Origin of the sequence: Nonomuraea diastatica, assembly GCF_004349015.1 — a bacterium.
Classification (GTDB): domain Bacteria; phylum Actinomycetota; class Actinomycetes; order Streptosporangiales; family Streptosporangiaceae; genus Nonomuraea; species Nonomuraea diastatica.
In genome coordinates this window covers 1-18430 of the sequence record NZ_SMKP01000085.1, presented here as the reverse complement: position 1 = coordinate 18430, position 18430 = coordinate 1, and the positions used below count along the sequence as shown (strand labels likewise).

Below are 18430 nucleotides of genomic sequence, written 5' to 3'. Positions count from 1 at the left end.
TACAGGGTCAGCAGGCGTCGAGGACGGTCTCCATGGCCTGCTTCTCCGCCTTGGTCACCCAGACGTCGTACTTGGCCTTCACGTCGATCTGCCGGCTGACATAGGCGCACCGGTACGCCTTGCGCGGCGGCAACCAGGTGGCGGCGTCGGAGTCGCTCTTCTGCCCGTTCAGCGGCCCGTCGACGGCCAGAAGGTTCAGCGGGTCGTTGGCGAACTCCTTGCGCTTGGTCTCCGGCCACTGCTGCGCGCCCTTCTGCCAGGCGTCCGACAGCGGCACCAGGTGGTCGATCTGGACCTTCGAGCTGGTGTCCTGGCCGCGCTTGAACTCGATGGTCTTGCCGCTGAACGGGTCGTCGAGCGTGCCCGTCAGGACGACGCAGTCGTGGGTGCCGGGTTTGAAGGTCTCGCCCTCCAGGTCGCGTTTGAGGATGTCGTTACGGGTGTCGCAGCCGTTGTGGTCGACGTCGGACCAGGCAGGGCCGAACTCGTCGCGGTCGAAGCCGGTCTTCGGGGCGCGGCCCTTGACGTCGAGCCCCGCCAGCTTGTCGCGGGCCTCCGACACCGAGGCGAAGTCCGGCTTCTCCACGTGCTGACCTGCCGACTGCACGGTCAGGCCGCCACAACCGGCCAGCATCCCCGACATGGCCAGACCGGCCACGCATCCCCGAACCCGCACCGCACACCCCCGGACCTTGTTTTCGTAAAGTCTAGGGATACAAATGCCCATCAACGGGTCTTACGAAGCCTCCAGGGCATCGATCAGCCACTCTGCCAGGTATTTCGCGAAAGATGATCTGACGTAGATCCGGTACGTTTTGGATGATCGCCGCTCAAGGATCACCGACGTCTTGGCCAGCAGGGTCTGGGCGTGCCCGGGGAAGACCGACGGGTCCAGATCGATCGGGCAGCCGGTGATGAGCACGTCGTGGGCGGCGGGGCCGGCGAGCTCCAGGACCGTACGCTGGCCCGACACGTCCACCCACCCGGGGCGTGGCGGGACGTCGCCGGTCACCAGCCACCAGTCAGGCCCCAGCCGCAGCCCCGTGCCCGGATCCGTGCCCCGCACCTCCCACATGGGCTCGAACGGCACCTCGCGCAGGCGCGCCCGCGGGGTGCTCGCGGCCTCGAACTGGGCGGCGAAGGCGGCGGCGGGGCTCTCCGCCCGGCACTCCCCCGCGTACGGGGCCGGCGCGTCCGCCAGGGGGTCGCCGTCGCGGCGGGCGTTGTCCGGGTCGTAGAAGACGGGCTCCACGACGGTCACCGGGGGCGCCACGTTCCCTGACACCGCCGTGAGCCGGTCGCCCGGGGTCACGTTCCTGGCCATGGCCAGGCTGAACGTGCGGCCGAGCGCGGCGCTGTGGTAGCTGGAGGTGACGTGGCCGAGCATCGGTGCCACGCCCGCGGCGGTCAGCTGGGCGCCCTCCTCCACGAGCGCCGCCGGATCGTCGGCGAGCAGGCCGACCAGGCGCTTGCGGTCCTGGCGCGCGGCGTCCGGCCGGGCGTGGGAACGCTTGCCGACGAAGTCCGGCTTGCGCGCCGAGACGATCCACCCCATGCCGAGGTCCTGCGGGGTCACGGTCCCGTCGGTCTCCTGGCCGACGATCGCGAACCCCTTCTCCGCCCGTAGCACGTGCATGGTCTCGGTCCCGTACGGCACCGCGCCGAGCCCCAGCACCGCCTCCCACAGCGCCCTGCCGTACCGCCACGGCACGTTGACCTCGTAGGCCAGCTCGCCGGAGAAGCTGATCCTGAACACCCGGCCCGGCACGCCCAGCACGGGCACGCTCGCGTACCGCATGAACGCCAGCTCGACCGCCTCGGGCGCGACCGCCGCGATGACGTCGCGGGCGCGGGGGCCCGCGACGGCGACCGTCGCCCAGTGGTCGGTGACCGAGGTGAACGACACGTCCAGGTCCGGCCACTCCGTCTGCCGCCACTCCTCCAGCCAGTCGAGCACCGCGGCGGCGTTGCCCGTGGTCGTGGTCGTCAGGTAGTGGTCGTCGGCGAGCCTGGTCGTGGTGCCGTCGTCGAACACCATCCCGTCGGCCCCGCACATCACCCCGTAGCGGCAGGCGCCGACGGCGAGCGTGGAGTACATGTTCGTGTAGACACGGTCGAGGAACTCGCCCGCGTCCGCGCCCCTGATGTCGATCTTGCCCAGGGTGGATGCGTCCATGGCGGCGACGGCGGTGCGGGCCGCGTGGCATTCGCGCCGCACGGCGGCCTCCATGTCCTCGCCGTCCTGGGGGAAGTACCACGGGCGTTTCCACTGGCCGACGTCCTCGAACACGGCTCCACGCGCGACGTGCGCGTCGTGCAGGGCGGTGGTCCTGACGGGGTCGGACAGCGCGCCGCGGTCGCGTCCCGCGAGGGTGGCGAAGGACACGGGCGTGTACGGCGGCCGGAACGTGGTCGTACTGACCTGGCCGGGCGCGGCGCCGAGCAGCGCGGACATGACGCCCACCACGACCGTTCCCGACGTCTTGCCCTGGTCGGCGCCGGTGCCCGCGGTGGTGTAGCGCTTGACGTGCTCCACCGACCGCATCCCGGTGCCCGTGGCCCTGGCCAGGTCGGCCACGGTCACGTCCCGGTGCAGGTCCGCGAAGGCGGGATCACTGCCCGGGGCTCTCTCGACGAGCCACAGGGCCGCCGGCCGCCGCAGGGGCCGCTCGTCGCACTCCGGCACCCTGAGCCCGGGCACGGTGCGCCCGGCGGCCTCCGCTCCCGCGGCGTAGCCGTCGGCGATGGCCTCGCGCGTGCCGTACAGACCTCGGCAGGCTCCTGCCGACCGCTCGGCCTGCGCCGACACGCCGGGGACGAAGGCGGCAAGCTCCTCGTCGAACCTGGTCCTGCCGCCCGACTGGCTGAACAGGTGCACGGCCGGGTTCCAGCCTCCGGCGACGGCCAGCAGGTCGGCGTCGAAGTGCCGGGCGCCCACCTGGACGCCGGTGAGCACGCCCTCCGCGTCCGCGGTCGTGCCCGTCACCACCTGCCCGGCGAGCACCTCCACGTCCGCCGGCAGCGCGGAAGGGCGCGGATCCACGACGGCGAGCACGTCGACACCGGCCGCCGCGAGGTCCTCGGCCGCCTCGTAGCCGGAGTCGGCGCAGGCGAACACCACCGCCCGCCGTCCGGCGCGCACGCCGTAGCGGTTGGCGTAGGCACGGGCGGAGGCGGCCAGCATCACGCCGGGCCGGTCGTTGCCGGGGAAGGCGAGCGAGCGCTCGTGCGCCCCCGTGGCCAGCACCACGCGGCGCGCCCTGATGTGCCACAGCCGCTCGCCCCGAGCCCGCCGCTCCACGGCGAGCACGTAGTTGTGGTCGTAGTAGCCGACGGCCGTCGTCCTGGTGAGCACCCTGGCGGGCAGGTCGAGGCCGGCCACCCAGTCCAGCGCGGGGGCGCCGTCCAGGAGCAGGCGGCTGTCCAGCAGGTCGCCGCCGGGCCGCGGCTGGTCGTCCACGAGGATCACCCGCGCCCCCGACCGCCCCGCCGCGAGGGTGGCGGCCAGCCCGGCCGGTCCGCCGCCGACCACCAGCACGTCACAGTGCAGGTAGCCCTTGTCGCAGCGGCGCTCGTCCACCGCGTCGAGATCGACCCGGCCCTTGCCGCGCAGGCTCTGCACCTCCAGCCCGTCGTAGAGCTCCACGGTGGTGGCCGCCAGCATCGGGTCGGCACCCACGCGGACCAGCGCGTTCGGCTCCTCGGGACCCGCGGTGAAGATCCCGCGCGGACGGCCCAGATCGACGCTGCGGCCGACCACCCGCACCCCGTTGCGCAACAACGCCGCGGCCAGCGTGTCACCCGGCTCACCCGTCATCGGGCGGCCGTCGAACGTGAACCTCATCGTGGCTTCCTGATCTCGTGGGTGACCGTGTGGCGCTCGACCGTGAACCAGGTCCGGCAACCGTGCACGTGGAACCAGCGCTCGTGGAACCAGCCCTTGGGATTGTCGCGCATGAACACGTACTCGGCCCACCGTTCGTCCGTCATGTCGCCGGTGGGGCAGGCGATGCCGGCCTGGCCGCCGTAGTGGAACTCGTTCTCGTCGCGGGGCCCGCAGTTGGGGCAGTCGATCAGCAACATCAGTGCGCCACCGCCGCCGCGCCGTGCTCGTCGATGAGCGCCCCCGTGGTGAACCGGTCGAGCGCGAACGGCTCCGCCAGCGAATGCGGCCGGTCGTGAGCCAGGGTGTGGGCGTACACCCAGCCAGAGCCCGGGGTCGCCTTGAAGCCGCCGGTGCCCCACCCCGCGTTGATGTAGAGGCCCTCGACGGGAGTCGGGCCGATGATGGGCGAGGCGTCAGGGGAGACGTCGACGATCCCGGCCCAGGTGCGCAACACGCGCACCCTGCTGAAGATCGGGAACAGCTCCAGGGCAGCCGCCATCTGCGCCTCGATGACGTGCACGCCGCCGCGCTGCCCGTAGGAGTTGTACGCGTCGATGCCCGCCCCCATGACCAGCTCGCCCTTGTGCGCCTGGCTGACGTACACGTGGACGGCGTTCGACATGACGACGCAGTCGAGCACCGGCTCCAGCAGCTCGGACACCAGCGCCTGGAGCGGGTGCGACTGCAGCGGCAGGCGGATCCCGGCCCGCTCGGCGAGCACGGAGGTGTGCCCGGCCGCCGCCAGCGCGACCTTCCCCGCCGCGATGCGCCCGCGCGAGGTCTCGACGGCCGTGACCCGGCCGCCGGTGATCTCGAAGCCGGTGACCTGGCAACCCTGGATGAGGTCGACGCCGTACGCGTCGGCCTGGCGGGCCAGGGCCCAGGCCACGTGGTCGTGCTTGGCGATGCCGCCGCGCCGCTGCAGGGTGGCGCCCATGACGGGATAGCGGGCCCGGTCGCTGACGTTGATGATCGGGCAGAACTTCTTGACCTCGTCCGCGTCGAGCCACTCGGCGTCCACGCCGTTGAGCCGGTTGGCGTTCACCCGGCGCCGGCCCTCGCGCACGTCGCCCAGGTTGTGCGCCAGGTTGAGCACGCCGCGCTGGCTGAACTGCAGGTCGTAGTCCAGCTCGTCGCTCAGCCCCTCCCACAGCTTGAGCGAGTGCTCGTAGATCGCGGCGCTCTCGTCCCACAGGTAGTTGGAGCGGATGATCGTGGTGTTGCGGGCCATGTTGCCGCCGGCCAGCCAGCCGCGTTCGAGGACGGCGACGTTGGTCAGGCCGTGGTTCCTGGCCAGGTAGTAGGCGGTGGCCAGGCCGTGACCGCCGCCTCCGACGATGACGACGTCGTAGGCGGGCTTGGGGTCCGGGTTGCGCCAGAGGAAATCGGGGTGGGTCAACGTCTGATCTTCTCCATCCCGGGGTCGAACAGGGGTTCCGTCGCGACCTCCGCGGGAACGCGGCGGCCGAAGTAGGAAATATCCACGTGCGTCCCTGGTTCGGCGAGCTCGTCGGGCAGCCAGGCGTACGCGATGGGCCGATGGATGGTGTGCCCGTACGCCGCGCTCGTGACGTACCCGACCGTGCAGCCCGCATGCCGCACAGGCTCCTTGCCCATGACCACCTCCGTGCTGAGCAGCGGCACCAGCCTGCGCGTGACGTCGGTCGTCAGCGCGTCACGGCCGACGAAGTCCTTGTCCGTCCTGACGGCAAAGGCCAGCCCGGCCTCGTACGGGTTGTGCTCGGTGGTCATGTCGACGCCCCAGAGGCGGTAGCCCTTCTCCAGCCGCAGGCTGTTGAACGCGGACCGCCCGCCGGCGGTCGTCACCCCGGGCGACCAGAGCGTGTCCCACAGCTTGAGCCCCATGTCGGCGGTGGTGTAGAGCTCCCAGCCCAGCTCGCCCACGTAGGAGACGCGCATCGCGAGCACCGGCACCTGACCGACATATCCGGACCTGCAGCTGAAGTAGCGGAAGTTCTCGTGCGACAGATCCATGTCGGTGAGCCCCTGCACCAGCTCCCTGGCCTGCGGGCCCCACACGCCCACGCAGCACGTGCCGGGCGTCAGGTCGCGCACCCGCACCCCGCCGGGCGCGTGCCGCGTCAGCCACTCGAGGTCGAGGTTGCCGTTGGCGCCAACCTGGAAGGTGTCCTCGTCCAGCCGCGCCACCGTGAGGTCGGACTTGATGCCGCCCTTGACGTCCAGCAGCAGGGTGTAGGTGACCGAGCCGGGTTTCTTGTCCACGTTGTTCGTGGTCATGCGCTGCAGGAACGCCGCCGCCCCCGGGCCGCTGACCTCGACGCGCTTGAGCGGCGTCATGTCGTAGAGCGCCACCCGCTCCCTGGTCGCGTACGACTCCGCGGCGGCGATCGGCGACCAGTAGCGGCTCGCCCACTCGTCCCGCTGCGCGGCCCCCAGGAACGGCTCGACCGCCATGCCCTGCGCGTCTTCCGGCACGTCGGCGTGCTCGTCCCTGCGGCGGCGTACGAGGTCTTCCAGCAGCGGCACGTTGGCCTCGAACCAGTGCGGCCGCTCCCAGCCCGCCGCCTCCAGGAAGAATCCGCCCAGTTCCCGCTGCCGCGGGTAGAACGGGCTGGTGCGCAGCGGCCGCGGCGACTCCATCGGCTGCAGGGGGTGGATGACGTCGTAGACCTCGACGAAGCTCTGCTTGCCCCGCTCCTCCACGAACGCCGGCGACAGCTGCGCCTGCTCGAACCTGCCCAGCTCGCACTCGTGGAGGTCGGCCGACGAGCGCCCGCCGACGAGCACCTCGGCCACCGCCCGCGCCACCCCCGCCGAGTGGGTCACCCAGACGGCCTCGGCCAGCCAGAACCCGCCGAGGTGAGGCGCCTCGCCGATCAGCGGGAACCCGTCGGGTGTGAAGGAGAAGACGCCGTTGATGCCCTCCTCGTACTTCGACTCGGCCAGCGCGGGCAGCAGCTCGACCGCGTCGCGCCAGGAGGGGTCGAAGTCCTCCTCGGTGAACGCCTGCACCGACGGCATCGTGGTCGACCGGGGGCCGATCTCCTCCTGGGTGACCGGCATGGGCCTGTGGGCGTAGGAGCCGATGCCGATGCGGTCACCGTGCTGCCGGAAGTAGAGGTCGCGGTCCTGATGGCGGAGGATGGGGCCCTCCGGCTGGGGCGCGAGGGGGCCCGACTTGGCGTACTGGTGGGCCAGCGGCAGCAGCGGCACGGTCAGCCCGGCCATCGCGCCGATCGAGGGGCCCCAGAAGCCCGCCGCGCACACCACCACGTCGGCGGGGATCGTCCGGTGCCCGTCCGAGGTCACGACGGAGACGCCGGTCACCCGGCCGCCCCGCTGCCCGACGCCCACCACCGTGTGGCCGGGCAGGAACGTGGCCCCGCGCTCCGTGGCCCGCTCCGCCTGCGCCTGCCCGCAGGCGACCGCCCCCGCCAGGCCGTCGCCGGGCACGTGGAAACCGCCGAGCACCCTGTCCTTGTCCAGCAGCGGCCACAACTCCGCGCACCGCCCGGCGTCGACCAGCTCTCCCTCGACGCCCCACGACTCCGCCCAGCCGTGCTTGCGGTGCAGGTCGGCCCAGCGTTCCGGGGTGGTGGCCACCTCCAGTCCGCCGATCTGGCGGAAGCAGCTCTCCCCCAGCGCGGTGTACTTGCGCACGGTGTAGGAGGCGAACTCCGTCATCGTCTTGGACGGGTTGGTCTGGAAGACCAGGCCGGGCGCGTGGGAGCTGGAGCCGCCGGTGGCGAAGAGCGGGCCCTGGTCGAGCACGGTGACGTCGGTCCATCCCCGCTCGGTGAGCTCGTCGGCGAGAGCACACCCCACGATTCCCGCCCCTACGATCACCAAACGGGGTCCACTCATGGCGCCTCCGGTTGTTCCTTCATCCCGATTGTTCCTTAATACGCAACAGGCACCGCACTACGCAACCGAACATAGAGCCATGCGCACCTCTGGAACAAGAGCGGCTTTCCGGAACACGGTGAACTCGTCTCCCCCAACCTCCGCCGAACCGCCCAACGCGGCCTGGGATGGACCGCTGCCCGCAGTCCGCACCGCAGCCAGGTGGACCGCTGAACGCGGTCACCTTACGCTTGTGGGGATCTTGGGGGTGAGGGCGACATGGCGCAGCGGCGCTTGCTGGAGGGGCTCGGTGTCACCGCCGCCGAGGAGACGGCCTACCGCGCCCTGCTCGGACACGGCCCCGCCACGTTGAGCCGGCTCGCCGCCGAGACAGGCTCGTCGCCCGCCGCCATCCGCCGCATGCTGCCCAGGCTGGAGGACCTCGGGCTGATCTCCCGCGTCGCGGGCCGCCCGCTGAGACTCGTCGCCACTCCCCCGAACGTCGCCATCGACATCCTCGTCGCCCGACGCCAGGAGGAGATCGTCCACAGCAGGGCCGCCGCCGCGCTGCTGGCCACCGAGGTCGCCGAGCGCAGCGGGCCGCAGCCCGAGGAGGTGCTGGAGGTGGTGACCGGGCGCGACGCCGTGGCCCGCCGCTATCTGCAGCTCGAACGCAACGCCACCCGGGAGATGCTCGTGCTCGTGCATCCCCCGTACGCGGTCGACATCAGCGACGACCAGGAGAACCGGCAGCGGGCGGCCCGCCATGGAGCACCCACCCGTGGCATCTACAGCCCGCTGGCGTTCGAGCACCCCGGCATGCTCGCCCACACGCGCCGCGCCGTCGCCGACGGCGAGCAGGCCAGGCTCGGCCAGGTGCCGGTCAAGCTGGCCGTCGCCGACGCCCGCACCGCCATCCTGCCCTTGGTCTCCGACGATGACAGAGCCGTGGAGAGCGCCCTCGTGGTGCATCCGTCCGCGCTGCTCGACGCTCTGGTGGGGCTGTTCGAGACGTTGTGGCGGGCCGCCGTGCCGCTGCGCCTGACCTCCGGCGAGGCCTTGGAGCCCGAAATGTGGCCGCAGGCCCCCGACGCCGAAGTGCTGGCCCTGCTCGCGGCCGGGATGAAGGACGACGCCATCGCCAGGCAGCTGGGGTTGAGCCCGCGCACGGTGCAGCGCCGCGTGCAGGTGTTGTGCGAGCGGCTGGGCGCCAGGACCCGCTTCCACGCGGGCTTCCTCGCCGCCCGGCACGACCTGCTCGTGGCGGGGCCCAAGTGAACAGAGCCCGCCGTCCACCGCTCGTGGCGGGGCCTAAGTGATCAGCATCCCGCCGTCCACCGGCAGTGTCACCCCGGTGATGTAGGCGCAGTTCCTGCTGCCTGTGGTGGGCCGCTGGACGCGGCCCACCACAACGACGCCGCGTCGCCCGCCAGGAAGACCGCGGCGGCCACCAGGTCGGCCGGGTCGCCGATGCGGTCCATCACCACCCGCGACTCCACCATCCGCTCCAGATAGCCGGGTTTGTACTGCTCGGTCATCTCGGAGGCGAAGAAGCCCGGCTCCAGGCAGTTGACCCTGATGCCGCGGCGACCGGTCCACTGCTGCACGAGGTCGCGCGTCAGCCCGGTCACCGCCGCCTTGGACGCGCTGTAGGCGGCCTGCGGCAACCCTGCCGTGGTCTCGCCGAGCACGCTGCCGATGTTGACGATCGACGAGCCGGGCCGCATCACCCGCGCGCACGCCTGCGCCGGGCGCCGATCACGACGTCGGCGCCCGCCTCGGCCAAGCCCTGGGCGAAGGCGACGCCCAGCCCGGCGGAGGCGCCGGTGACGATGGCCACCTTGCCGTCGAGCCGGAAGCGCTCCAGCACGTCAGCCCTCGACTTTCCGGTCGCCCGGGAGCCTTACAGGCCGTATTCCTTGACGATGCGCTCGTGCCGCTCGACCTCGACGTCGAGCTCGCGGGCCAGGTCGAGCCAGGCCAGCGGGTGCACCCACCGCTCGGTGGCGTCGTCGAGCAGGGCGTCGACCTCGTTGGGCGACACGTCGGGCGGCACCGCGACCCAGCCGAACACACCGGGCAGCGGCTCACCCGAGGACGGGTGGGAGACGGTGTAGTTTTCGTCGCTGTAGACCCACATCGGCCAGCCGCGCTCGGCCATGACCTCGGTGAACTCCGCCCAGTCCTCCTCGCTCGGCGCGGCGCCGTCGAAGAAGTAGCTGGTGTAGCCGCCGGGCCGCAGGATGCGCACCGCGGCGAAGGGCGGCACGAAGTTCTGCTGCTCCTCGGGGTCCTCGGGCACCGGCTCCAGCAGCTGCGGGTCGAAGACGACCAGGTCGCCGGCGTTGTAGTCCATGCCGCGCGGCTGCGGCAGCGCCAGCCTGGCGGTGGCCGGGCCGGTGCGGATCGACAGGACCTGGCGCTGGCCGCCGTCGGGGGCGGGCAGGATGACCCTGATGAGGCCCATCTCCTCCTCGATCGGGCCTTCCTTGGACTTGATCGGCATGCCGACCTTGGCCGCGCCCTGGTGCACGAGCTCCCAGTTCTCGGCGGAGGTGGCCATGACGATCATGCGCCAGACGTCTTCCTCGACGAGCTCGTCGAGCACTTCGTGCAGCACTCCTGCCGCCCTGTCGTTCTGGTCGAGCTGCTGGGCCGCGCCCGACAGCAGGCGGCGGGCCTCGAGCCCGGCGCCGGCCGCCACGGCGTGCTCGGCCGCTTCGAGCGTCTCGGGCCAGCGCTCGCGGGCGCTGTGCAGCCGGGCGAGCGCGAGGTATTGGGCGTCGTGCGGCAACAGCGCGGCCATCTGCTCCAGCCGCTCGTCCTGGCGGGCCTCGATGAGCAGCGTGGTGAGGTAGGCCACGTCGTCGGAGTCGGCGGTGGCGATGTCGCCGGAGTCGACCAGCATCGTCCAGTAGATGTCGGCGCCGGTGGCGGGGTAGCCCAGGAAGCCGGCCGTGGTCGTGTGGCGGCGGGTTGCCTCGAGGTCCTGCCCGGACAGCGGGGCCAGCCAGCCCACCCACTTCTCCGGGTCGGCGTTGAAGCCGTCGGCGGCGTCGAAGAGGCCGACCCGCTCCTCCAGCGGGCCAGGCGGCTCGGGCTCGCCCGTGGCGTCGGCGGTCGCCCGCAGGGCGGCGACGCGCTCGGCGAGCCCTTCGGTCTCGCGCAGCTCGGCGACTCCCGACTCGGCGAGGTCGGCCAGCAGCCTGGCCTGCCAGACACCCTGCCTGCCGATGGCCAGCTCGCCCGCGACCAGCGCGAGCTCGACGCGGGCGCGATAGCCGCCCATCATGCTGAAGTAGTCGATCCACTGGCGCAGCACGCGGCCCAGCTGCCAGGTGTTGGTGATCTGGGCCGAACCGGCCAGCTTGCCGACGGCCTGCGACCACTCGACGAACACCCGCGGGTGCTCGCCCACCACGTCGAGGTCGGGCAGCGCGTCGACGGCCTCGGCGATGCGACCGAGCGTGGCCAGGATGAGCGACCTGCGCACGCCGTCACGGTGCTCCTTGGCCACCGGGTCGTCCGGCTGGAACTCCGATGCGGCCTGCAACGCCTGCAGCGCGTCCTCGGCCCGGCCGGCGGCGAGCAGTGCGCGGGCGCTCTCGGCGCCGAGCTCCCAGCTCGCCTCGCGACCGGCCACTGTCAGCCGCTCGACGGCCGACTCGGCATAGGTCACCGCCTCGCCCGGCCGGCCCGCGTCGATGAGCGCGGCCACATATTGCGTGACGAGCCCGGTGAAGGCGGGCTTCTCCGGGGTCAGCGCCTCGATCTGCGTGCCCAGCAGGTCGAGCCGCTCGGCGGCGTGGCCGGGGCCGTCGGCGTTGGCCCACGCGATGGCCATCGCCTCGATCGCCGCCGGAGCGGCCGGGCACTCGCGCACGTCTTCGCGCTGAGCGAACTCGAGCAGCTGCTGGGCGTCGTCGATGGCGACCGCGCCCTGAGCCCGGTCGCCGATGCGGCCGATCAGGTGCCAGTAGCGGGCGTAGAACTCGAGCCAGGGCAGCTCCAGGGCCTCTGCCTGCTGCGCGATGGCCGGAGCCATGACGTCGAGCTGCGGGTTACGGCCCTCATAGGCCTGTGCGGGAAGGTCTCCCAGCGCCATGGCGAGGCCAACGTTGCCCGCCTCAGAAAGCTGCTGCTGGGTTTCGCCGACCCAGGCCCAGATGTCCACGTCCATGGGCAGCCAGTCTGCCAGGTCAACGAGCGTCCCCAAAACGCAGAAGCCCGATCAGCTCGTCCGATTCGCTGTCGCTCAGGACCGAAAAGGCGCGCGCCATGAGATCGTCGGTCGTCTCCTCCACGGCGGCGCGCCGCTCGACCACGTCGGGGCCGGGCTGCGGGTAGGGCTCCGGCCAGGTGAAGAACCGGGCGATCCGCTCCCCCGTCGTGTGCCCGAACGGGGTCGCGTCGTGGCCGGCGGCGAGCGTCGCCTCCAGGGGGTCGAGGCCCGCCGCGATCACGGCGTTGGCGTGCAGGCCGCCGCGCAGCTCGCGTACGACGTGCATGAGCTGCACGGCACGCGCCGGTGAGTCGTCGGCCAGCGGCACCGCCCGCCAGCCCGCGAACAGCGGCGCGCCGACGGGCGAGGCCTCCTCGGCGACCCGCTGGAGCAGCTCGGCGATCCTGGCGCAGCCGTCGTGGCCGCCCAGCTTGCGCCGCCCCCAGGCCCTGCACACCTCGGCGTACAGCTCGACGGCCTGCTCCGCGGCGAGCTTGCGGCCGCCGTTCCAGCTCTCTTCGACGTGCTCGGGCGGGAAGAAGACGACGACCGCGCTGACCACGTCGGCGTCACATTCGCCTAGCACGCCGCAGCGCCCGCGGAAGTAGAACTCGCGGGGGCCGAGGCCGTACTCGTCGCAGACGGCCTTGGCCTCTCTGGAGAGCATCCAACCGCCACCGAGCTGGCCGATCGAAGGCCTGACCTGCGTCGCGGTCGTGCGTGGGTCTGTCATGTCCACCTCTCAGTTCGCGAAGTGAACCCAGCATTCCTCAGGAGAACATCATTCTGCAAGCATCAGTTCGCCACTCGCCACGATGACCGCGGGACCGGAAAGGTAGCTGGTGTCCTCGTCGAGGATGACGGTCAGCGTGCCGCCGGCCACCTCGACCGTCCACGTGCCGGTGTTGTCGCCCGACAGGCTCGCGGCGGCGACGGCCGTGGCCACCGCGCCGGTGCCGCACGAGCGGGTCTCGCCGGAGCCGCGCTCGAAGACGCGCATCACCGCACGGCTGGTGCCCACCGGGTTGAACAGCTCGATGTTGACGCCGCCGGGGAAGACCCCCGTGTCGAAGCCCGGCTGGTGGGCGAGGTCGAGCTGGGCGACGGGATCGCCGATGGCGCAGGCCAGATGCGGGTTGCCCATGTCGATGTACAGGCCGGTGTATTCGTGGCAGCCGACGGTGGCCACGCTTTCGCCGTGGACGACGGGCCGGCCCATGTCGACCGTGACGTCGCCGTTCGGCTCGACGCGGACCTTGCGCAGGCCACCACGGGTGGCCACCGCGAACTCCGAGTGCTCCACCAGCCCGGCGTCGATCAGGTAGCGGGCGAACACGCGCACGCCGTTGCCGCACATCTCCGCCATGCTGCCGTCGGCGTTGCGGTAGTCCATGAACCACTCGGCCGCCGACGCCTGCCCGGCCACCTCATGGCTCTGCTTGGTGCGCACGACCCTGAGCACGCCGTCGGCCCCGATGCCCGTCCTCCTGTCGCAGATCTTCGCGACGAGCGAGGCTGAGACGTCCAGCTCGCCGTCAGGATCGGGCAGGATGACGAAGTCGTTCTCGGTGCCGTGCCCCTTGAGAAAGCGCATTCTAGGAGTTTATGCACTCCGGCTCGCCGCGATCCGACCGAGGGATCGCTCAAGCAGATCGGGTGCGTCGTAGGGCAGCCAGCACACTCGCGGATCGCGGCGGAACCACGACTCCTGGCGGCGCGCGAAGCGCCTGGTCAGCCTGATGGTTTCCGCGATCGCCTGCTCCTCGCTCCACTCACCCTCCAGGAAGCGGATGACCTGGGCGTACCCGAGAGCGCGGCTCGCCGTGCGGCCCTCGGCCAGCCCTTCTCCGAGCAGCCCCCGCACCTCGTCGACCAGGCCGGCCCGCCACATGCGCTCGACTCTGACCGCGATCCGCTCGTCCAGCTCGGGCCTCGGCACCTCGAGGCCGATCTGCACGCTCGGGTAGACCGCTTCGTAGGAGGGCATCGTGGCCGAGAACGGGCGCCCGGAATGCTCGATGACCTCAAGGGCGCGGACGATGCGGCGGCCGTTGCTGGGCAGGATCGCCGCCGCGGCGGCCGGGTCGAGCCCGCGCAGCCGCTCGTACAGCCGGGCGGTGCCTTGCTCGGCCAGCTCCGCCTCCAACCTCGCCCTGATCTCCGGGTCGGTGCCGGGGAACTCCAGCTCGTCGATGGCCGCCCGCACGTAGAGCCCGCTGCCGCCGACCAGGACGGGCACGTCGACGCGCTCGAAGACGGCCCTGGCCAGCTTCTGGTACTCGGCCACGCTGGCCGTTACCGTGACGTCCCAGACGTCCAGCAGGTGGTGGGAAACCCCGCGCTGCTCGGCCGGGGTGAGCTTGGCCGTGCCGATGTCCATCCCCCGGTAGAGCTGCATGGAGTCGGCGTTGACACACTCGCCCCCCAGCCGGAGCGCGAGGTCGACGGCGAGATCGGACTTTCCCGCCGCGGTGGGGCCGACGACGGCGATGACAGGCTGCTGGCTCACGCTGACCAGTCTGCTAGAGGTCGAGCAGCGTCGGTTGCAGATAACCCTCATGGGTCAGCAGCCGGCGCTTGGTCTCCACGCCCTCGCCGCCGCTGAAGCCACCCAGGCCTGTGCCCGCGACCACGCGGTGGCAGGGCACGAAGATCGGGATCGGGTTGGAGCCCATGATCGAGCCGATGCCGCGGGCCGGCACGCTGGAGCCGCTGCGCCGCGCCAGCTCGCCGTAGGTGACGGCGGTGCCGTACGGGACCTGGTGGAGGGCCTGGAGCACCCGCAGCCGCGAGCCGGACATCAGGCGCCAGTCGATCGGCGTCTCGAAGACCTTCAGGTCACCGGCGAAGTAGGCGTTCAGCTCCGCGACCGCGAAGGCCGTACGATCCGCATCATGAACCTCAGGCAGGCCGAGCCCGTCGGCCAGGCGCGCCCGCGACCCGTGTGCCGACGCCCAGCCCGATGCCACGAGGCCGGTCTCGGTGACGGCCAGCACGAACAGGCCGACCGGCGTCGGCACCTCGGCGAAGGCGGCGGTCTCTGCGGCGGTCGGCATCATGTCCTCACGTGAGCTCGTGGTGCTGGGCACCTCCAGCGCGGTCCCTACCCGACACCGTAACCACAATGGCTACCTCCTGCGCTGGGACGGTCAGGGCTTCCTGTTCGACCCGGGCGAGGGCACGCAGCGGCAGATGGTGCACGCCGGGGTCAGCGCGCACGACGTGCACTGGCTCTGCGTCACGCACTTCCACGGCGACCACTGCCTGGGCGTGCCCGGCGTGGTCCAGCGCATCGCCCGCGACAAGGTCAGGCACCCGGTGCGGGCACTCTTCCCCGGTTCCGGCGAACCCTACTGGCGCAGGCTCCGCCACGCCGCCGTGTTCGCCGACACGTCCGTCATCTCCGAACATCCCCTCGACGGCGACCTCGCCGCCGTCGGCCCGCTGACCGCGCGCCGCCTGTCCCATCCGGTCGAGTCCTACGGCTACCGCCTCCAGGAGCCGGCCGGCCGCCGCATGTTGCCCGACCGGCTGGCCGCCCACGGCATCCGCGGCCCCGAGGTCGGCGAGCTGCAGCGCACCGGCTCCGTGCGCGGCGTCACGCTCGACCAGTGCAGCGAGCCCAGGCCGGGGCAGAGCGTGGCCTTCGTGATGGACACCCGGCTCTGCGACGCCGTCTTCGAGCTGGCGTCGGGGGCCGACCTGCTGGTGATCGAGTCGACATTCCTGTCATCGGAGAGCGCGCTGGCCAAGGAGTACGGGCACCTGACGGCGTTCGAGGCGGGGGCGGTGGCGGCGGACGCGGGGGCGCGCAGGCTGGTGCTCACGCACTTCTCCGAGCGGTACGGGTTCGCCGAGGAGCCGTCCTTCGCCGCCGAGGCGCGGCGCAGCTTCGACGGCGAGGTGGTGCTCGCCCGCGATCTGATGAAGATCCCCGTGCCGCGCCGCCGTCAGTAGGGGCTCCGGCCCTCCCTGATCTTCGCCAACAGCCCACGCGTGTAGTCGTCGGACGCGCGGTGCAGCCCGCCGCCGAAGCTGATCCTGGCCACCCCCAGCTCGGCCAGGCGCGCCGGCGAGGAGCACCCCGGCCAGAAGTGGATGTTGACCATCCCGCCCAGCTCGCCGGCCAGCGCCCGGATCTCCTCCTCGTCCGCCAGGCCGATCGGGTAGACGCAGTCGGCTCCCGCCTCCAGATAGCGCCGTCCGCGCTCGACGGCCGCGGCGCGGTCGCCGTGTCCGTGCAGGTACAGGTCGATCCTGGCGTTGATCACCAGGTCCGGGCCCGCAGCGGCTCGTACCTCGGCGAGGAAGTCCGCCTGAACGCCGGTCTCCACCATCTCGCCGGTGCCGGGGACGGAGTCCTCCAGGTTGCACCCGACGGCTCCGGCGCCCGCCAGCGCCTCGGCGAGCGCGGCCGGTTCGAGCGCGTACCCGCGCTCGACGTCGGCGGTGACGGGCACGTCGACCGCTCTGGCCACGCGCGCCACCGCCGCCATCATCTCGCCGACGGGGGTACCCTCGCCGTCCTCGTAGCCCAGCACGCGCGCGATGGCGGCGCTGCCGGTGGCGACCACAGGGAAACCGGCATCCTGTACGGCGCGCGCCGACGCGGTGTCCCAGACGTTGGGCAGGACCAGCGGGGTGCCCGGCACGTGAAGGGCTCGCAGCGCGGCCGCCTTGTCAGTCGTCATGCGGCGACCTTACGGAGCGCCGCGGCACCACCGAAGGTCCAATACCGGCGAAATACGGCAAGCCACTTCACCGGCACCCGAGCGAGTGACCTGCTCACCGGGCACTCATGACGAGCGGCCCCGGCCTTCCTGACGCCTCAGCAGCCGCCCGTGGCGCACTGGCCGTTGACCAGGCCCGCCGGACCGTCGGCCGGGGTGTCGCCCTCGTCCTGCGGAGGCTTGCTCGGGGACGTCGTCGCGGGCTTCTTGCCGGTGCTGGTCTGCTTGGTGCCATCGGACCGGTTGGAGCCCGTCGAGCCCGTGTCGTCGTTGCCGGGGCCGCCCTCACCGTCGTTGCCCGTCCTGGCGTCGCCCATGCTGCCGTCGTCCTCGCCGGTCGGCAGGTTGTCGTCAGGAGCGTCGGTCTTGGCGTCGCCCATGGTCGCGTCGTCGTCGCCCTGGAGTTCTTCGTCGCCGCCGGCGCTCTGCGAGGCCACCGGCTGCGCGCCTCCTGGCTGTGCGGGATCAGCAGGGTTTCCTGCCAGCAGGTAGCCGCCGCCGGCCGCCGCCACCAGGGCGACCGCAACCGAGGCGACGATCACGGCGATCTTCTTGTTGTTCTTCGAGGGCTTGTGCCCCGGGGGCGCATTCCTCGAAGGCAAGCGGTTGTCCCCAGGCCCAACCAGGATCTCCTGATGATCCGGCTCACGCGAACCTTGCATGGTGTTGCAGCTCCCTGCGGTCGTATCGGGAAAGCTCACCGCCTTCCGCGGGTGATGGACCACACTAGCCGCAACACCGGAATGCTCGCAGAACAATCACGAAGGAATCACGACTTGTCCCCCCTTAGATCCATAAGCCCAGGTAGCCGCGCCCGCCTGGCACCACTGGCCGGAGCAGCCGGGGTACTCGTCACCGCGACCCTGGGGATTTTCCTGGCATTCACCGACTCGCCAGAACCGTCTCCGCAAAGCTCCGCCGAAATCGATCAGGAATCTCCGCAGTCCTCAAGATCGATAACGCCTTCACCACCACTCTGGGCGTCGAACATGACACCAATCGCAACCGCGCCCCCATCTCCGGAGCCATTCCTTGGAACGTTCCCGCAACCGTCCGCACAGATCGTGGACGCCGTGATGGGGCCGTTGTCGCCGCCGTGGATCCAGCCCGTCCCGCCGCCCTGGGGCATCACCGGAACGCCGTCCTTGGGCATCACGGGAACGCCGCCCTGGGGCACGCTCGAACCCGTCCGCCCGTCACCGGTCACGGACCCGCCGGTCGCGACCGTGTCCCAGGGCTCACCGGCACCCCTCCCCGAACGCACGGCCGCTCCTCCGCCGCCCCTCCGCGACCGGTCGGCGGCTCCCCGAACTCCCGTCCAGGTACGGTCCGCGGCGCCCGGCCCTGAGGGCTCGCCCTCTCCGCAGTCGCCCCCTCAGCCACCTCCCCGCGACCCCGCGCCCGTACCCGCGCCGACCCGGCGGTCGGTCGTCCCCCCGCCTCCGGCACGCGGCCTCGACCCCTGCGCCACGTTCGACGACTTCCGCCGGCAGCCCTGCTACAGCTTCCTCGACCGCCTCACTCGCTGACCTCCGCCATCCGGGTCGCGGCCGCGAGAGCGCCTGTCCGGTGCCGGCGCCGGGCAGGAGAGAGCCCACCGTCATCAGTGGGGCCCTCCTGCCCGCTGCTGCGGCCCGCGCGTTCGCCTCGAGCGCCCGCCTGGCGGCCTCGACGAGCATGTCGAAGGCAGGCGTCAGCCCCGGGCGCGAGGGCTGCGCCGGGGTGGCCGGGTCAGAGGGCTGAGCAGGCGCCCGACGAGGTGGGGGC

The 18430-nt window shown here is 71.8% G+C and carries 17 protein-coding genes; 3 read left to right on the top strand and 14 right to left on the bottom strand.

The features are described from left to right. Nucleotides 1-7: 7 nt before the first annotated feature. From E1294_RS27530 to E1294_RS27510, 5 genes are read right to left on the bottom strand one after another with little or no spacing between them, the layout of a single operon-like run. Nucleotides 8-676 (bottom strand): HNH endonuclease family protein, encoded by a 669-nt coding sequence (locus E1294_RS27530; protein ID WP_246083319.1) that lies wholly within the window; start codon nucleotides 674-676, stop codon nucleotides 8-10. A gap of 60 nt (nucleotides 677-736) precedes the next feature. Beyond that, complete coding sequence (locus E1294_RS27525; protein ID WP_132513034.1) at nucleotides 737-3844, bottom strand: 2Fe-2S iron-sulfur cluster-binding protein; 3108 nt, start codon at nucleotides 3842-3844, stop codon at nucleotides 737-739. Continuing rightward, a complete protein-coding gene (locus E1294_RS27520; protein ID WP_132513032.1) occupies nucleotides 3841-4083 on the bottom strand; it encodes a sarcosine oxidase subunit delta in 243 nt (80 codons plus the stop codon). Before E1294_RS27520 ends, E1294_RS27525 begins: the two co-directional genes overlap by 4 nt. After that, the gene (locus E1294_RS27515) at nucleotides 4083-5285 is read right to left on the bottom strand and encodes a sarcosine oxidase subunit beta family protein (RefSeq protein WP_132513030.1); all 1203 of its coding nucleotides are present in this window, start codon (nucleotides 5283-5285) and stop codon (nucleotides 4083-4085) included. The genes E1294_RS27520 and E1294_RS27515 overlap by 1 nt, the downstream gene beginning before the upstream one ends. After that, complete coding sequence (locus E1294_RS27510) at nucleotides 5282-7732, bottom strand: GcvT family protein (protein WP_132513028.1); 2451 nt, start codon at nucleotides 7730-7732, stop codon at nucleotides 5282-5284. The genes E1294_RS27515 and E1294_RS27510 overlap by 4 nt, the downstream gene beginning before the upstream one ends. Nucleotides 7733-7990: 258 nt before the next feature. Between E1294_RS27510 and E1294_RS27505 the strand changes: the two genes are divergently transcribed. Further along, nucleotides 7991-8989: a helix-turn-helix domain-containing protein gene (locus E1294_RS27505; RefSeq protein ID WP_132513026.1), complete on the top strand. Its 999-nt coding sequence runs from the start codon at nucleotides 7991-7993 to the stop codon at nucleotides 8987-8989. Nucleotides 8990-9057: 68 nt separating this feature from the next. Here the strand turns inward: E1294_RS27505 and E1294_RS27500 are convergent, their stop codons facing one another. Genes E1294_RS27500 through E1294_RS27475 form a run of 7 tightly spaced genes read right to left on the bottom strand, consistent with a single transcriptional unit; the run spans nucleotide 9058 to nucleotide 14992 of the window. Further along, a complete protein-coding gene (locus tag E1294_RS27500) occupies nucleotides 9058-9438 on the bottom strand; it encodes an SDR family oxidoreductase (RefSeq protein ID WP_246083318.1) in 381 nt (126 codons plus the stop codon). Further along, the gene (locus E1294_RS56095) at nucleotides 9438-9581 is read right to left on the bottom strand and encodes an SDR family NAD(P)-dependent oxidoreductase (RefSeq protein WP_246083317.1); all 144 of its coding nucleotides are present in this window, start codon (nucleotides 9579-9581) and stop codon (nucleotides 9438-9440) included. The genes E1294_RS27500 and E1294_RS56095 overlap by 1 nt, the downstream gene beginning before the upstream one ends. A 33-nt stretch (nucleotides 9582-9614) precedes the next feature. Continuing rightward, on the bottom strand, nucleotides 9615-11891 hold the full coding sequence (locus tag E1294_RS27495; protein ID WP_165977501.1) for a tetratricopeptide repeat protein: 2277 nt from the start codon (nucleotides 11889-11891) through the stop codon (nucleotides 9615-9617). 19 nt (nucleotides 11892-11910) lie between these two features. Beyond that, nucleotides 11911-12666, bottom strand: coding sequence for an SCO6745 family protein (locus E1294_RS27490; RefSeq protein ID WP_246083316.1), 756 nt, complete (start codon nucleotides 12664-12666; stop codon nucleotides 11911-11913). A 48-nt stretch (nucleotides 12667-12714) separates the two neighbouring features. Continuing rightward, the gene (dapF, locus tag E1294_RS27485; protein WP_132513022.1) at nucleotides 12715-13527 is read right to left on the bottom strand and encodes a diaminopimelate epimerase; all 813 of its coding nucleotides are present in this window, start codon (nucleotides 13525-13527) and stop codon (nucleotides 12715-12717) included. 9 nt (nucleotides 13528-13536) lie between these two features. Further along, nucleotides 13537-14442, bottom strand: a complete 906-nt coding sequence (gene miaA / locus E1294_RS27480; protein ID WP_246083315.1) for a tRNA (adenosine(37)-N6)-dimethylallyltransferase MiaA — start codon at nucleotides 14440-14442, stop codon at nucleotides 13537-13539. Between the two features lie 13 nt (nucleotides 14443-14455). Beyond that, nucleotides 14456-14992, bottom strand: a complete 537-nt coding sequence (locus E1294_RS27475) for a methylated-DNA--[protein]-cysteine S-methyltransferase (RefSeq protein ID WP_132513018.1) — start codon at nucleotides 14990-14992, stop codon at nucleotides 14456-14458. Between E1294_RS27475 and E1294_RS27470 the strand changes: the two genes are divergently transcribed. Then, on the top strand, nucleotides 14991-15890 hold the full coding sequence (locus tag E1294_RS27470; protein WP_132513016.1) for a ribonuclease Z: 900 nt from the start codon (nucleotides 14991-14993) through the stop codon (nucleotides 15888-15890). The two genes, E1294_RS27475 and E1294_RS27470, sit on opposite strands and share 2 nt — an antisense overlap. Here E1294_RS27470 and E1294_RS27465 read toward each other — a convergent pair. Both E1294_RS27465 and E1294_RS27460 read right to left on the bottom strand, forming a co-directional pair. Then, entirely contained in the window at nucleotides 15884-16624 is a 741-nt protein-coding gene (locus tag E1294_RS27465; RefSeq protein ID WP_132513014.1) for an isocitrate lyase/PEP mutase family protein, read from the bottom strand. The genes E1294_RS27470 and E1294_RS27465 overlap by 7 nt on opposite strands. Nucleotides 16625-16761: 137 nt before the next feature. Continuing rightward, on the bottom strand, nucleotides 16762-17265 hold the full coding sequence (locus E1294_RS27460) for a hypothetical protein (RefSeq protein WP_132513012.1): 504 nt from the start codon (nucleotides 17263-17265) through the stop codon (nucleotides 16762-16764). Between the two features lie 471 nt (nucleotides 17266-17736). On the opposite strand from E1294_RS27460, the gene E1294_RS52980 reads away from it, so the two are divergent. Beyond that, on the top strand, nucleotides 17737-18192 hold the full coding sequence (locus E1294_RS52980) for a hypothetical protein (protein ID WP_165977500.1): 456 nt from the start codon (nucleotides 17737-17739) through the stop codon (nucleotides 18190-18192). Nucleotides 18193-18430: the final 238 nt, after the last annotated feature.

What these genes read in the sequence shown, in the direction of transcription:
- E1294_RS27465 (WP_132513014.1), bottom strand. Translation starts at nt 16,624, where the DNA reads ATGACGACTGACAAGGCGGCCGCGCTGCGAGCCCTTCACGTGCCGGGC.
- E1294_RS27475 (WP_132513018.1), bottom strand. Translation starts at nt 14,992, where the DNA reads ATGATGCCGACCGCCGCAGAGACCGCCGCCTTCGCCGAGGTGCCGACG.
- E1294_RS27500 (WP_246083318.1), bottom strand. Translation starts at nt 9,438, where the DNA reads ATGCGGCCCGGCTCGTCGATCGTCAACATCGGCAGCGTGCTCGGCGAG.
- E1294_RS27525 (WP_132513034.1), bottom strand. Translation starts at nt 3,844, where the DNA reads ATGAGGTTCACGTTCGACGGCCGCCCGATGACGGGTGAGCCGGGTGAC.
- E1294_RS27490 (WP_246083316.1), bottom strand. Translation starts at nt 12,666, where the DNA reads ATGACAGACCCACGCACGACCGCGACGCAGGTCAGGCCTTCGATCGGC.
- dapF (WP_132513022.1), bottom strand. Translation starts at nt 13,527, where the DNA reads ATGCGCTTTCTCAAGGGGCACGGCACCGAGAACGACTTCGTCATCCTG.
- E1294_RS27495 (WP_165977501.1), bottom strand. Translation starts at nt 11,891, where the DNA reads ATGGACGTGGACATCTGGGCCTGGGTCGGCGAAACCCAGCAGCAGCTT.
- E1294_RS27520 (WP_132513032.1), bottom strand. Translation starts at nt 4,083, where the DNA reads ATGTTGCTGATCGACTGCCCCAACTGCGGGCCCCGCGACGAGAACGAG.
- E1294_RS27470 (WP_132513016.1), top strand. Translation starts at nt 14,991, where the DNA reads ATGTCCTCACGTGAGCTCGTGGTGCTGGGCACCTCCAGCGCGGTCCCT.
- E1294_RS27505 (WP_132513026.1), top strand. Translation starts at nt 7,991, where the DNA reads ATGGCGCAGCGGCGCTTGCTGGAGGGGCTCGGTGTCACCGCCGCCGAG.
- E1294_RS27510 (WP_132513028.1), bottom strand. Translation starts at nt 7,732, where the DNA reads ATGAGTGGACCCCGTTTGGTGATCGTAGGGGCGGGAATCGTGGGGTGT.